13 protein-coding genes are annotated in these 13,797 nt (G+C 54.0%); 9 read left to right on the top strand and 4 right to left on the bottom strand.

The window, feature by feature from the left end:
• Window positions 1–3: 3 nt before the first annotated feature.
• The 3 genes from ACQR3R_RS06975 (at window position 4) to ACQR3R_RS06985 (ending at window position 1,499) form a co-directional block, all read left to right on the top strand.
• Window positions 4–864, top strand: a complete 861-nt coding sequence (locus ACQR3R_RS06975) for a fumarylacetoacetate hydrolase family protein (RefSeq protein ID WP_428271284.1) — start codon at window positions 4–6, stop codon at window positions 862–864.
• 36 nt (window positions 865–900) lie between these two features.
• A complete protein-coding gene (locus ACQR3R_RS06980) occupies window positions 901–1,278 on the top strand; it encodes a DUF4440 domain-containing protein (RefSeq protein ID WP_428271285.1) in 378 nt (125 codons plus the stop codon).
• Between the two features lie 68 nt (window positions 1,279–1,346).
• Window positions 1,347–1,499, top strand: coding sequence for a hypothetical protein (locus ACQR3R_RS06985; RefSeq protein ID WP_428271286.1), 153 nt, complete (start codon window positions 1,347–1,349; stop codon window positions 1,497–1,499).
• 54 nt (window positions 1,500–1,553) lie between these two features.
• On the opposite strand, the gene ACQR3R_RS06990 is transcribed toward ACQR3R_RS06985, so the two are convergent.
• From ACQR3R_RS06990 to ACQR3R_RS07000, 3 genes are all read right to left on the bottom strand, one after another.
• Entirely contained in the window at window positions 1,554–2,912 is a 1,359-nt protein-coding gene (locus tag ACQR3R_RS06990) for an outer membrane beta-barrel protein (protein ID WP_428271287.1), read from the bottom strand.
• A gap of 55 nt (window positions 2,913–2,967) precedes the next feature.
• The gene (locus ACQR3R_RS06995) at window positions 2,968–4,302 is read right to left on the bottom strand and encodes an MFS transporter (RefSeq protein ID WP_428271288.1); all 1,335 of its coding nucleotides are present in this window, start codon (window positions 4,300–4,302) and stop codon (window positions 2,968–2,970) included.
• A gap of 109 nt (window positions 4,303–4,411) precedes the next feature.
• Entirely contained in the window at window positions 4,412–4,987 is a 576-nt protein-coding gene (locus ACQR3R_RS07000) for a nuclear transport factor 2 family protein (protein WP_428271289.1), read from the bottom strand.
• Between the two features lie 120 nt (window positions 4,988–5,107).
• Here ACQR3R_RS07000 and ACQR3R_RS07005 point away from each other — a divergent pair, with 120 nt between their 5' ends.
• The 6 genes from ACQR3R_RS07005 (at window position 5,108) to ACQR3R_RS07030 (ending at window position 12,739) form a co-directional block, all read left to right on the top strand.
• Complete coding sequence (locus ACQR3R_RS07005) at window positions 5,108–6,001, top strand: LysR substrate-binding domain-containing protein (protein ID WP_428271290.1); 894 nt, start codon at window positions 5,108–5,110, stop codon at window positions 5,999–6,001.
• 101 nt (window positions 6,002–6,102) lie between these two features.
• Window positions 6,103–6,714, top strand: coding sequence for a dTMP kinase (locus tag ACQR3R_RS07010; protein ID WP_428271291.1), 612 nt, complete (start codon window positions 6,103–6,105; stop codon window positions 6,712–6,714).
• A gap of 1,111 nt (window positions 6,715–7,825) precedes the next feature.
• Window positions 7,826–9,199 (top strand): cytosine permease, encoded by a 1,374-nt coding sequence (locus ACQR3R_RS07015; protein WP_428271292.1) that lies wholly within the window; start codon window positions 7,826–7,828, stop codon window positions 9,197–9,199.
• Between the two features lie 219 nt (window positions 9,200–9,418).
• Entirely contained in the window at window positions 9,419–10,171 is a 753-nt protein-coding gene (locus ACQR3R_RS07020; RefSeq protein ID WP_428271293.1) for an SDR family oxidoreductase, read from the top strand.
• Window positions 10,172–10,552: 381 nt separating this feature from the next.
• Entirely contained in the window at window positions 10,553–11,749 is a 1,197-nt protein-coding gene (locus ACQR3R_RS07025; protein ID WP_428271294.1) for an MFS transporter, read from the top strand.
• A 69-nt stretch (window positions 11,750–11,818) separates the two neighbouring features.
• Window positions 11,819–12,739 (top strand): LysR substrate-binding domain-containing protein, encoded by a 921-nt coding sequence (locus ACQR3R_RS07030; RefSeq protein ID WP_428271295.1) that lies wholly within the window; start codon window positions 11,819–11,821, stop codon window positions 12,737–12,739.
• Window positions 12,740–12,761: 22 nt separating this feature from the next.
• Here ACQR3R_RS07030 and ACQR3R_RS07035 read toward each other — a convergent pair whose 3' ends face one another.
• On the bottom strand, window positions 12,762–13,703 hold the full coding sequence (locus ACQR3R_RS07035) for an AraC family ligand binding domain-containing protein (protein ID WP_428271296.1): 942 nt from the start codon (window positions 13,701–13,703) through the stop codon (window positions 12,762–12,764).
• Window positions 13,704–13,797: the final 94 nt, after the last annotated feature.

A 13,797-nucleotide genomic window follows, 5' to 3' on the forward strand; every position in this document is an offset into this window, starting at 1 on the left:
CCCATGAAGTTGTGTACCTTTCAAATTGGCAGCAAACCGCCGGCCATCGGACTCGTGGTGGGGGAGCGCGTCATTCCCGTCGCTGAGCACCTTGAATCGGCCCCAGACACAATGATCGAGCTGATTTCGATGTGGAGCACATGGCGCGAGTCGTTGTTGCAACTGGCATGTGGCGGATCGGCCGGCATTGCACTCCACCAGGTTACGTTGCTGGCGCCGGTGCCTCGGCCCGGCAAGATTCTGGGCATCGGCCTGAACTACGCCGACCATGTCGAGGAGTCCGGCATGGACCTACCAGCCGATCAGTTGTGGTTTGCCAAGATGTCGACCAGCGCCAACGGACCCTATGCGCCGCTGGACCTGCCAAAAGTTTCCGAGGCACTCGATTACGAAGCCGAATTGGTTTTCATCGTCGGTCAGCGCTGCCGGCACCTCAGCGCGGAATCGGCGAAGCAGGCGATTTTCGGTTATTGCGTGGGTAACGATGTCAGCGTTCGTGACTGGCAGCTGCGTACTTCGCAGTTCGTCCTCGGCAAGTCATTTGATACTCACGCGCCGTTCGGTCCCTGGATTGTCACGGCAGATGAAATCGACGACCCCCATCAGTTGGGCATCCGCTGCTTCGTCAATGACGAAAAGCGCCAGGACTCGAACACTCGCCAACTGATCTTCAATTGCTACCAACAGATCGAGCATCTGTCCAAGGTCATGACGCTGGAACCGGGTGATGTGATCTTCTCGGGGACCCCGGGAGGCGTCGGCGCCGGTTTCAAACCTGCACGATGGCTGCGCAATGGCGATCGGGTACGTGTCGAAATTGACGGGCTCAATGCGATCGAAAATACAGTGCGCAACGAAATTTGAGCCCGCCGTTGCTATCCCCTTGGAGGAGTGACACTCATGAATCAACAGCTCATCACGGACACCATCATTCAACTGGAAAATGCCCGTTGTCATGCACTGATGAACGGCGATGTCGTCGCATTGGGCGAACTGGTCGATGACCAGTTGGTGCATATCCACGCGACAGGTCAAGTAGACGACAAGTCAGCGTATCTGCGCCTGGTCGAGAGCGGCATTCGTTTTCTGCGCGTTGAACGCCAGGACTTCAAAGTGCAGGTTCACAGCGACGTGGCGGTGGCCACCGGGCGTTTGCAGCAAAGCATCGAGTTTCGCGCCACAGGTGAGCAAAGGGAGATGGATGTGATCACCACTCAGGTTTGGTTGCGCCGTGATAACACCTGGCGTCAGATCAGCTTCCAGGCCACCAACCTCTAATCACGCCTGCCCGTTCTATCCGCCCACCTTTAGAGGTGGGCATCTGAGAATAAGAACAAGAGAAAAAAATGAAAAACGTCAAAGTGAAAGCGCTTGGCGCGGTTTTGGCCGCCTTCGCGATTGTCAACTGCTACGCCGATGAACCCGAGAAACCGGGTGAGGGCACACTGTTTCGCAACGTGCGGGACAATAACTCGGATAAATCACTGAACTACTTTTAACCCGCGTTGGCAGCCATCGCCGAGGGCATATCGGCGATGGCGCTGCAGAGACTGTTAGAAATACACCAACGCTTCCACGGTACCAGTCAGTTGATTGCGCGCATCACCCTGGCCGAATGGACGGGCGTCATCGCGACCGTCGAACCAGTCATAACGCAGCTCCGGGCGTAGCGTCAGGTACTTATTGAAGTCGTAGCGCACGCCCGCGGTCAGGGCATTGAACGCACCTCGGGATGTGGAGGAGGGGAACAGGACGAAACCGTCCGGGTCGTCGAAATGTTCGGCCCGCACAGAGAACGACAAGTTCTTGCGTTGCTGATAGGTCAATACAGCGTTGACTCCCCACCAATGCGCACCATCAAAGCCTGGGCCACTGATGATGTCGACTGTCGATCTTTTGCCGTCACCGTCCTGATGGCCGTAGACCATTTCGGCGCCCATTGACCATTTCTCGTCAAACCGATGCCAGCCATTGAGTGAGTGCTGCTGCTTGAACTGGCCGTCCGCAGAGATCACGCGACCGCGCGGCGTTTGTACGTCATTACTGTCGCTCTGAGAATCACCGACCAGAAACTCGTAATCGATCCAGGTATTCATGTCAGGCGTACGCCAACGCAGCGCGCCGAGAATCGCCTTGCTGTCGTTGTTGTCTCGCAAGTTCCCTTGACCCTGGATCACGCCTAACTCCATGCCCAACAACATACTTTGATTATTGACCAGTCGCTTACCCAGTAAAAAACCGGAGACCGCACCGGACTGGGTCATGAACGCGTAGGAACGACTGGCAAACGGGTTACGCGCGGCACGCACGTTGGGCGGAATTTCGTAACCCAGTCCCGAGCCGAAGATCCCGGCCATTGCGGTGAAGCCGCCGGCATACGGAAAGTAGGCGGTGGCCGCCATGTTGGGCACTGCCAGAAAGTTCTGCTTATCGCGCCGTGCCTTATCGGGGTCATCATCGCCTGGCGAGTTGATCCCCCAGTGCATGTCCCACCCATACGTCCGCGCCTGTTGCGCGTTGCGCCCGTAGGCAGCTTCGAGGGTAAAGCCAAAGGACACTTCAGTGGGCGCTGGCCCTGGCAATGGTGTGAGGCGCGGAATGAAGTTTGCCTTCAAGGCCTTGTCCGCGAACAGGTGCAGGGTGGCAAGTTCAAACCCCTCGTCAGACAAACCGGCAATAGGGGTATTGGTTTGTCCGGACTTGCGGTCATCGCGGGATGAATTGTTATTGCGCGAGTAGCCGCCATCGAGCAGCCCCGACACCTTGATGCCGTAATCACGTTCCAGCGAGTCACCGAACAACCCCCGGAATACGGTGCCCTCACCAATGTCCGTGGGTTCACCTGCCAGGCAGTGACCCGTTACGAGGGCAGCCAGAACCGCACCCAACGATTTAACGTTAATGTTTTTCATGGGTTTCTCTTATTTTTATGGTTAAGCGGCCAACGCTGGCCGCAACGTTGCGCTGTCAGCGAGTTGCAGGTACTGCGGCGGTTCTATGGGCCCGCCAGAACACAATAATCCCCAGCGCCGTGATCATTGCCGGGATGGCGGCAGCGACCAGCAGATCACTTGTCGCCCAGTTCAGATTAAGTAATGTGGCGCCGACAAAAGGCCCGCAAATACCGCCCAGACGCCCGACTCCCAGGGTCCATCCGGTACCTGTTGCTCGCAAAGCCGTCGGGTAAAACGTAGCGGTCAGTGCATTCAATGCCGCTTGCCCTCCGAGAATGCCGAAACCGGCAACGGCAATGGCGAGGTAAGCCATGTTGATCGACGCATAAAAGTGGCTGAACAGCAGGATGGCCAGCGCAGAGACGATAAACGTTGGAGCCAGCACCGCTCCAAATCCGAAGCGGTCAACAAACCATCCCAGCAGCCAACCACCCGCCAGGCCCCCCAGCCACATCGACGTACCGGCGAGCACGGCTTGGGACGGTGAGTGACCGGCGCCGCTCATCAACACCGGCGTCCATGAGGCAAGGAAGTAAACGCACAGCATGTTCATGAAGTTGATCAGCCACAACAGCAAGGTGCCGCGCATCCGCCCGTCCGCGAACAACAGCGCTAACGAAAAACCCTTTTTGCGGGGTTCTGTAATCACTAACGTCGTGTGTTCGGTGATCTGCAGCGAGGGGTCGATCCGCAGCAGAATGGCTTTTACGCGTTCAAGTTGGCGACCGCGTAATACACACCATTGCAGCGACTCGGGCAGGGCCGCGAGCATGAACAAACCGACACACAACGGGGCAACGGCGCCGAGATAAAACACCGCTTGCCAGCCGTAAAGCGGAATCAGCGCGGCCGCGATGGCACCGCCAATCAAGCCTCCAACGACCATCCCGGAAGACACCAGCGTCAGCAACATCACACGGTTGTGTCGCGGCGCGTATTCCGTCACGAGTGTTGCCACATTGGGCACGATTGCCCCCATGGCAAGCCCCGTGAAAAAACGTAAGGCCAGCAATTGATCGACGGTCGTGGCATGGGCCGTGAAGAACATCAGAATGGCCATGACCAAGGAAGCGCCGATCAACACCGGACGTCGACCGACACGGTCAGCCACCGAGCCCAGTGCGAGTGAACCGATCAACATGCCGAGCATGCTGATACTGAATACCGGGCCGAGATTACCCTTGGCAATACCCCAGTCTGCGATCAGGCTGGGGGCCGCGTAGGCCATGGCCTGGATATCGAACCCATCGACGACCATGCACAGGAAACATTGAATCAGTATCAGTAGTTGAAAGCCGCTCAAGCGGCTTTTTTCAACGACCGCGCCGATGTCGAGTTGATTGTTCACAAGCAAATACCTCTGTTGTAATTATTTTTCGGTAATGGCGGTGTTCGGACATCAAGAAACGTCGGTGGATATCGGTTGCATATCCAGCATTGAAGTTATTGAAAGAGTGTTAGTCGGCGAGCCATTCGCCAGCCTGCTTGCGCATCGCTTGTTCAAGTTCACTGCCACGAGTGGCAAACAAACGGTTGAGCGGGAAGCCGCTTTTCTCGAGCAGGTACGCAAGTGGCGCGTATTCGCGCGGATAACGCGCCACGGCCTCGCGATCGACCTCGACCAGCCCCTGGGGGAACGTGAAGCTGCCCATGTCGTAGATGCTCTGACGCTTGATCAGCTTCCACTGCCCGTGGCGTTTTTCGACGAGGTCGTAAAAGCGGTTGTGCACGCTGCAACCGAGTCCCAGGCAAATATTTTCAGCCACAATCACTGCGTTGGTTTCGACAATCGCCTTGTTGCCGTTGAAACTCACAACTGGTGTACCGATGAGATGTTTGGTGCGCAGGTCCGATTGACCCATGCGTTTCGAGCCCTCGACGAACTCTGCAAACGGTCCTTCAAACCAGGTGATTTCGATCACGCCATCCGGATGGGCAAGCTGTGCGAGGTCGTCCCATTGGCCCAGGTCGCGATGGATCCAGCCAGTGATCAAGTCAGTAATTTGTTGGCGGTCTTCCAGATACGTCAGCATGTGAATCCTTGGCAGTCAGTGTTGGTGTTCAACCGAGAGTCTGCCCATCGACAGATAACTTCAAATAGATTGAAATGAACGATTGATCATTAAATCTGATGGGATAAGACGATCGTGGACATGCGTCATTTGCGTTACTTCCTGGCGGTCGCTGAAGAAGGCCATTTCGGCCGGGCTGCCCAACGACTGCACATTGTTCAGTCCGCCCTCAGCATGCAGATCCGGGCGCTGGAGGAAGAACTGGGTGGCTTGCTGTTCTTGCGCACCAGCCGTCGCGTGGAGTTGACCGAGGCGGGCGTGTTGCTGAGAGCCGAGGCACAACGCATTCTCGAACAGGCCGAACATGCCCGGCGCACAGTGCAACGTTCGCTGCGCGGCGAGATGGGTACTGTGCGCATCGGCTTCGCAGGCAACGCCGTATTCAGCGGCCGCCTCATGGCTGATGTCCGGGCTTTTCGCAGTGCCTACCCGGATGCAGAGGTCATCCTGCGCGAGCTGGCACCGCACCTGCAGGTTGAAGCCATTCAGAACGGCCAACTGGATCTGGGTTACGCACCGAGCCACGGTCAGCAGGCATTGGATGATGCGTTGGTGTTCGAGCGAATCGGCACCTGGCCGTTAGTCGTGGCAATGCCACAGGATCATCCATTGGCAAGCCAGCAACCCTTGTGTGTCCCCATGCTCGGCGCAGAGTCACTGATTGTTTATGCCGCGCACGGTGCGGATGAACATATGCTCGCCGCGCTACGCAAGGCGCTGGGACGCGAGCCCAAGGTTCAGCGCACCACGAGCACCTTGAGCGTTCTGGCGCTGGTGGCGGCAGGCATGGGTGTAGCGCTGGTGCCGACCCCATTGATTCAAGTCTCGATTCCCGGTCTTATCTATCGAACGTTTGATGACGTTGAGCCGCAGGCCGATCTGTTATTGATCAGCCGGGTGAACGAAACCAGCGGAGCGGTGCAAGCATTCCTGCGGGTGGCGCATCAGGGCGCAATGGCAGCAGCCAAGGAATGAACATCTGAGAGGTGGTCTTAAAGACGCAAACCGGGTAATCCCAGAAGCCAAGGCCAGAAACCGGGTAGAGTGCTCACCCATTTTCAATCGTTATGTGAAGTATGAATCGTCCGCTGTTTGTTTCTCTGGATGGGCCCAAGGGAACCGGTAAAACCACTCTGCTGGAGGCCGTTACCAAAGTACTGAGGGCGGACAACCTTAAGGTGATCCGACTTTGCGAGAAAAAAAGTGATCCCTACAGGGCTGAAACGATGGCCCTCGTAAACAGGCTCGTCAGAAATCCTGACCGGGATTTGGAATTAGAGGTCTGTGAACGCTTCGCTGACAGCCGTGCCTGGATCTCCCGGCACGTGCTGACCCAACAGCCAGCAGACAGCATCATCCTGATTGATCGCTGGTACCCGTCGGATGCCGCGTTTCGTCGGACAGTCCCCTTTGCAGAGATTCTGCAGCTGAACATTGCTCGCAACGTACAAGTGCCCGACCTGCATGTCGGTGTTGTCACCGCCCCTGATATCTCATGGAGGAGGGCAGCGACACGCGGGCGTGGGCTCAGCAGCACTGTGATGCACAAACTGGAGGAGCAAGTCGCGAGTACCGAGGCATTCGAGCAAGCGATTGCCGATCAAGGCTGGGTGTTATGCCGCAATGAAGGCACCATCGAACACGCAACCGCGCAGGTGGTTTCCGAGATTTATCGCGTCCTTCAGTGACAACGTTTGTAAAACGTAACGTCTCTGGGAGTTGCGATCATAAGTGTCTGTCCAAAGGACTAAAGACCAAACGCTCTGATTTCTGGCTCGATTGCTGACTGATGAAACAGTCGATGGCCAGTTTATGTCGGCGCCATGAAGCCAAGAGCCAGGCTTGAGCAAAGCAAGTGATATTCATGCTATTTCAATGCTAGGTGCCAGATAGCGAAATACACGATTTAACAAGTGGGCGATGTAGTTGTTCACAAGCTCCGTTCTTCTGCAGCCTCTCCATTCTCGCGGCCGAGCTGCTGAAAAATGCCTCTCGGTGAGTCGAGAGTGCTGGAAAGACGTCCAGAGAAATAACGAGTCTCTTGAGCAGATCGGTGAAAGCCTGGACCAGGTAGCGGAGCCCATCCGTTTCATCGACTGTGAGCGCATTGCTTTCCCGCAGCAGGGCACGTGTTGTTAGCCGTGTGGTGTCGACTCACCTTCGACGAGTATCAGCTTTTGGCGAAGAACAACGCCCGACGCACTGGATCCCTTAAAGGCGCTTTTTTTTGGTTCTGAACGCAGAAGATGACATCAAGCTATTGGTCGGTAAACGATTACAATGCTCTTGGTGTAGCACAGATTGGCTTGTGGTCGGCAAGCGCTTTATTTCTGCTCAAGCTCCCGGAAATACTGGCTATCAGAAGAAAGACCAAATGCTCTCGTATCGGACATAAAGAAAATGTCCGCACCAAATTGGAGCTCTCCATGTGAGAGCTAAGGAAACACTGGTGTTACTAAAGCAGACATGGTGTATCTGATTTCGGCTAATGTTTTCGGCAGTTTCCATAGCTTCGAAGGCCTGAATGGCCTATCGCCTGACGTTACAGCGATGTTATAAAATGTTGGCATGAACGCTGCTTTGTAATCCTTTACAGGAGGCCTGAACATCAGCACGCGGCCAGGGGAGATTCAAGGTTACCAACGCGATAGCGTCGGAGGCGTGCTGAGTGGATGGCCTTTTTTTGCAGTCTCTTTGTAATCCATTACATTGCAGCTGCCCCCACTAATCGTTCTCGGTGACGAGAGCGCCACCACAGCCGCTTAGCCAATGCGCGGACTTGTGCCCAAAGAGAGGCCAATGATGGACATCGAAAAAAGAAGCATTGAATTTGTTCCCCTGTCTGAACGTTACGGGCATCCGCGGCGACTCTTCACCATCTGGTTCAGTGCCAACATGCAGGTAACAACGCTTGTTGTAGGTACCTTGGGTATCGTCGCTGGTTTGAGTCTGGCCTGGACGTGTATCGCGCTAATTTTGGGCTGCGCCATCGGAACGGTTTTCATGGCTGCCCACTCGACCCAAGGGCCACACCTGGGCATCCCTCAAATGATTCAAAGTCGTGCGCAGTTCGGCGTCTTAGGGGCCGGATTTCCGCTTTTGATTAACTATCTTTCCTTCATCTTGTTCACAGCCGCCAATGGGGTGGTGATGAGGGATGCGATCAAATCCTTCATGGATGTAGGTGATAACACCGCCATCGTTCTGTTTGGACTGGTGTCCTTCATCATCGGATTCATTGGCTATGAGCTGATTCACCGTCTTGGGGCGATCATGTCAGCTCTTTCCGGGATCATCTTTTTGGTGGTCGCAGTGCTCGCACTCCAGAATCCGTTGCCGGTAGGTGCCATAGATCTAAACCAAGGCTTTACTCTGGCTGCGTTTGCACTGACTGTAACTCAAGCCGCATCCTGGACACTTGGTTTCGGCCCATACGTTGCGGATTACTCCCGATACCTACCTGCGAATATTTCAAGCAAGCAAACCTTCTGGTTTAGCTATGTGGGCAACCTTCTCGGAGCTGGTTTGGTGATGTTGTTAGGTGCTGTCCTGGCCACGATGTTCACTGACGTTACCTCTAATCCAGGTAACGCGATCGCCAGCTTCTTCGGCCCATGGGGCAAGGTAGCAATGGTGGTCGTCGTGTTAGGTGTTCTGGAGATCAACTCGCTTAACCTCTATAGCGCTTACATGTCCGCAATGACTATTTTCTCAGGTTTACGCGGTATGACGCGGATCAGCCGCAAAACTAAATTCATCGCAATGGGCTTCTCAGCGGTGGCAGCAACCGCTATCGCGATAGCTACCCAATACGACTTCAACGCCTATTTTGCCGACATCCTTATCGCACAGATCTATTTCCTGGTGCCTTGGAGCTCGATCAATCTGGCTGACTTTTATCTGGTCAAAAAGGGCAAGTACATCGTGGAGGACATGTACAACGTCGGCGGCTCCTACGGTAAATACAACGTCTCCACCATGGTGATTTTCTTGATTGGTGTGGCTTCAACTGTGCCGTTTATGGATATGTCGTTCTACCACAGCTATTTCGCGAAAATGATTGGGGCAGACGTTTCCTGGGTGCCAGCTCTGATTGTTCCAGCGGTGCTTTACGTTGGTTACGCTCGTTACAAAGCTAATCGTCCGTGTGAAGCGGTTCGCCAGCCGGCATAACACCATCCGATGGATCGGCACACAACGGTGTCGCGAAGCGGAAAGTTTTTTGGTATCGTCTGGCTTGCTCTGTAATCGTTTACTAGCTTGCCAGAAATATCAGCCTTCTTTGCGTCACCGGCAGGGCTGGAGCATTGAGTTGAAGAGTCGATCAGCGCATTGATGAGGGTTTCCAGCTCAAGTATTCAGGCATATCGAGATTTATTTGAGGAACATGTGATGAAACTGAAAGACAAGGTAGCCCTGATTACTGGCGCAGGTGCTGGCATCGGTGAAGCAACTGCTCGATTGTTTGCGCGTGAGGGCGCAAAGGTAGTGGTCGCGGATCGCAACATTGAGCTTGCGCTTGCGGTGGCAGAGTCAATCGGCCCGCAAGCTTTTGCTGTGCAGGCTGATGTGGCAATTGCTGTGGAAGTGAAGGCAATGGTTGAAAAATGCATATCGCATTTTGGTGGGCTGGATATTCTGGTTAACAACGCAGGTTTCGGAACGCTGGGAACAGTCGTTACCTTGGAAGAAGACACTTGGGATCAGGTTATCGACGTCAACCTCAAAGGCGTGTTCTTGTGCTCTAAATTCGCAATTCCAGAAATCGTACGCCGCGGTGGTGGAGCAGTAGTTAACCTGGCATCGACCATTTCTGTAGTCGGTATTAAAGATCGCGCTGCATATGTGGCTGCCAAGGGTGGCGTTGCGGCGCTAACGCGAGCCATGGCACTTGATCACGCGTTGGAAGGTGTGCGTGTGAACAGCGTGGCGCCTGGAGTTATCGCTTCAAGCTACTACGACAAAATTTTTGAAAACGTTCCAGATCCAATAGAGTTCAAGAAAGGTCTAGAAGCCCGTTCCCCCCTCAACAAGATGGGTGAGCCGATCGATATCGCGAATATGATCCTGTTCCTTTCGTCTGATGACTCAAGTTTTGCCACGGGCGCAATGTTCACCGTTGACGGTGGCTACACTGCCTGGTGATTTTTTGTGAGCCACTTCATTAGTGGCTCGCTTGCCCAATCACCGCCTACGACCAGAGCGTTTTCAGACTAGCTTTTGCTTGCGATCTAATCTGTAGTCGATATTTAACCCCTCTAGTAAAAATAATTCTCAGGGGAGAAAGCCGTGCCTGCTATTTTCGAAAGTCCTACCCCAGCTCTCGTCGAGCGCCTCTTGATCCCTGCCTTTTTGACCAGTGGTTCGATCCGTTGGAACAAAACGTGCTGTGTTACCGCATCTCTCGCCGAGCACACCGCTCGAAGTCGAGATTGATGCCATTTTCGCATCTGAATGACTATCACCGTCGTCGGTTTGGCAGTGCTTTCGTAGGCATCGCCGCGTTTGGATATCTAAGAGGTAACGATGTTGAATTCCAAGGTTTTAGGGCGGGCCAGGGTAGCCACGTCTGTAATGTTTTTTGTCAACGGCATGGTGCTGGCAATCTGGGCGACAAACATACCAGGTATGAAACAGGCGTTAGCCCTCACAGACTCGGAGCTAGGCTTTGCTCTGAGTGCATTTGCAGCAGGAACCATGCTGACGATGTACTTGGCTGGAGTTCTGGTTACACGCTTGGGTAGTCGCAAAACTCTTCTGATGGGCGGCCTTTTAGTGGCATTGTCGCTCCCACTTTGTGCTGCGGCAGACTCGGCAGTCGCTCTAGCAGCAACAATCTTTATACTGGGCATAACCAATAGCATTCTAGATGTTTCGATGAACACGCATGGCGCGGTGATCGAGGCGCAAAAAGGGCGCCCGTTGATGTCTTCCTTTCATGCCGTGTTCAGCATTGGGGGCTTAGCTGGAGCATCCACAGTTGCAACGTTATTGTCGGATAAGCTCGGTGTGATTCAGTGCCTTTCCATCGCCGGAGCGTTGATGGCAGTAGCGACATTAGTTGTTGCACGATCGCTTGGAAATCTCCAGCCAGATGTGACGGTTGGTGAGAGGGCTGCGGAGCAAAAGAGCTTTGCCTGGCCAAACCGATTGTTGCTGTGCATTGCTGGTTTGACGTTTCTGGCATTGTTCATCGAGCGCACGGTAATTGATTGGAGCTCGCTCTACCTGACCGATGTGAGCCATAGCAGCACTAATATCGCTGCTTTCGCCTTTGGTGCTTTCAGTCTGGCAATGGCCATTGGGCGTCTATCGGGTGATTTTTTGATCCGCCGATTTGGCATTAACTGGGTGCTTACAGCGTCTGGGGCGGTAGGAGCTTTGGGTTTGGTGCTTGCCATACTCATACCTCAACCCGGGACTTCAATCGCTGGGTTTGTCTTGGTGGGGATTGGACTGTCGAATATGACCCCCCTGCTTTATAGTCAAGCGAGTCGTGCATACCCTGGAGCTCCAGGTTTGGGTTTAGCCATGAACGGCACTTTGGGATACGCTGGTTTCCTGCTGGCCCCACCCGTAATTGGCTTTATGTCGGACTCGGTGGGTCTAAAAATGGCGATGATAGTTCCTGTGATTGCGTTCATGATGCTGATGAGCAGTCATCTGCGAAAGACCAGAATTGATCGTCGCGGTGCACAGGCTCGGTTGCTGCGTTCGGCTTGATTTTGTTCGGTAAGTCAGCCTCATGCCTCGTTAGCCGAAGGCATCATTTCCGATTCTTAGGGGATGGTTTTGGATTATCTCGCGGCACTAACGGCATTTGTTGAAGCAACCAATGGCAACAATTTTTCTCGAGCTGCGGAGCGGCTCGGGATAAAGGCATCCACGGTATCGCGCTATATCAAGGATCTTGAGCAGGATCTCGGCATCGCCTTGTTCAATCGATCTACTCGGACTCTTCATTTGACCGAGGGTGGTCAGACCTTCCTTCATCACGCACGACGGGTGCTTGCAGAGCTGGAAACTGCCAAGGCGGCAACTTCAGCCCTTAATCAGCACCCTAGGGGCGTACTTAAGCTCAACGTGCCGCCTGCATTTGCCAGGCACCATTTACTGCCAGTCCTGGGTAGTTTTCTTGAGAAGTTTCCGGAGATCAAAATTGATCTTACGCTGGAAGACGCGCAAGTGAATTTGATCAATGCGGGCGTCGATCTAGCTATCAGAATCGGCGTTCTTCCCGACTCTGGCCTGAAGGCACGAAAAATTGCGGAGGAGCAGATGGTGATGTGCGTGAGCCCATCATTTTCTGAGAGACATGAGTCTCCTGTTACTCCTAATCATCTGGACGCGTATCCGCTAATTTGCGCATGGGCATCCTCTTTCGAGGCTGCATTCGTTCGTGCGGATGAGAGAGTCGAAGTGATGCTAAAGACAGAGGTGCGAATTAACGACCTGGATGCGCAGTTGATAGCTGCGAAGAGTGGGTTGGGGATGGCATTACTGCCGAGCTGGCTGGTGGCGGAGAGTCTGAAAGAGGGGAAATTAATCCGATGGATGCCCGAATGGAGCTGCCAGCTCGCTCCGACTCCTGCTTCACTGTGGCTTATTTATCCGCCTAAGCGAATAGTCTCTTCGAAAGTTCGTTGCTTCATCGATTTTATTGTCGAGCTGATTGGTGATCCGCCCTATTGGCAACAATCGGCCCCAGCTTAGCAACGCAAACCGGGGCTTTTTGTTAGCTGAATCGGATGTCTAGGGAACGCAAATGAGTCTGCAGCCCGGCGTCCTGAATTGGGATCAGATAGGCCTCGGTATCGGACTCATTGAAGTGAGCGTGCCAGTAACCGGGCGGTGTCACAAACGCCAGACCAGGCGCCCAGTCAACTCGCGTCGGATTGCGGATTTGACCGTTGCTGTCCAAGGCAGTCCCTACCAATGTGTAGCAACCTTCCGGGCAATCAATGATGAAGTCCAGAGCGATCGACTGGTGTCGATGAGGTTTCTGAATGGAGCCCGCCGGTAAAATTCCGTACATAGCCCAAAGTACGTGGGTCACAGTACGAGTCTGCGGAAAATTGCGGTTGCCCAGCAAAATACTGATGCGGCTTCGGTCCTGAGCGCGGGGATCATCGGCTGCTTCACGCAGTTTTGCGTTTGCCACTTCCGCAGGATAAAGCGTCGCATTGAAGCGGTCTTCAGTAGACTTAACACCCAAATAGCGGAGCAACGGCTCATCATGCACGTAGTAAAAGCGAGTGTCCGACGATGCCTTGATCTCGGTGGGATGCATTCCGGGCAACGCGATAAAGCATCCTTTTGTCCAGTCGAAGGCTTGATCCCCATAACTCAGACTTCCGTTGCCATCTATCACGTACAACACTTGTGACGTCGCGTTGGGAGCGAGGTTCAACGTATCGTTGGTGTTGAGCCTGATGAAGTTTGCGCACAAGCCTGGGCCAGTGGCGGGGCCTTCGCACCCCAAAGATTCGCTGAGGTCGAGAGGGATTACTCGCGATGGGCCAGATTCGTATAGCGATGATGGAAAGCAGTGGTAAGGAATTTGGCTGATCAGATTTGCACTGATTGGATTTGCCGCTTTGCTGTACTCAAAATATTCGGCTTCAAGTTCGTGAGCAGCTAGCCCGACGCTTTGGGCAGGTTTAAATGCAGAGTTCATTTCGCTTCACTCGTAATCAGAAAGTCATCATTGCGCCGGTGTTCCAGCGCATCACGGTGAGGTCACTATACGAATGTCGCCGGGAGTAATTAAG

The sequence above is a fragment of the Gordonia sp. IEGM753 genome (assembly GCF_050321825.1).
GTDB lineage: Bacteria > Pseudomonadota > Gammaproteobacteria > Pseudomonadales > Pseudomonadaceae > Aquipseudomonas.

Coding starts and splice junctions, on each gene's coding strand:
- ACQR3R_RS06975 (WP_428271284.1), top strand. CDS start 4: ATGAAGTTGTGTACCTTTCAAATTGGCAGCAAACCGCCGGCCATCGGA.
- ACQR3R_RS06980 (WP_428271285.1), top strand. CDS start 901: ATGAATCAACAGCTCATCACGGACACCATCATTCAACTGGAAAATGCC.
- ACQR3R_RS06985 (WP_428271286.1), top strand. CDS start 1,347: ATGAAAAACGTCAAAGTGAAAGCGCTTGGCGCGGTTTTGGCCGCCTTC.
- ACQR3R_RS06990 (WP_428271287.1), bottom strand. CDS start 2,912: ATGAAAAACATTAACGTTAAATCGTTGGGTGCGGTTCTGGCTGCCCTC.
- ACQR3R_RS07000 (WP_428271289.1), bottom strand. CDS start 4,987: ATGCTGACGTATCTGGAAGACCGCCAACAAATTACTGACTTGATCACT.
- ACQR3R_RS07005 (WP_428271290.1), top strand. CDS start 5,108: ATGCGTCATTTGCGTTACTTCCTGGCGGTCGCTGAAGAAGGCCATTTC.
- ACQR3R_RS07010 (WP_428271291.1), top strand. CDS start 6,103: ATGAATCGTCCGCTGTTTGTTTCTCTGGATGGGCCCAAGGGAACCGGT.
- ACQR3R_RS07015 (WP_428271292.1), top strand. CDS start 7,826: ATGATGGACATCGAAAAAAGAAGCATTGAATTTGTTCCCCTGTCTGAA.
- ACQR3R_RS07020 (WP_428271293.1), top strand. CDS start 9,419: ATGAAACTGAAAGACAAGGTAGCCCTGATTACTGGCGCAGGTGCTGGC.
- ACQR3R_RS07025 (WP_428271294.1), top strand. CDS start 10,553: ATGTTGAATTCCAAGGTTTTAGGGCGGGCCAGGGTAGCCACGTCTGTA.
- ACQR3R_RS07035 (WP_428271296.1), bottom strand. CDS start 13,703: ATGAACTCTGCATTTAAACCTGCCCAAAGCGTCGGGCTAGCTGCTCAC.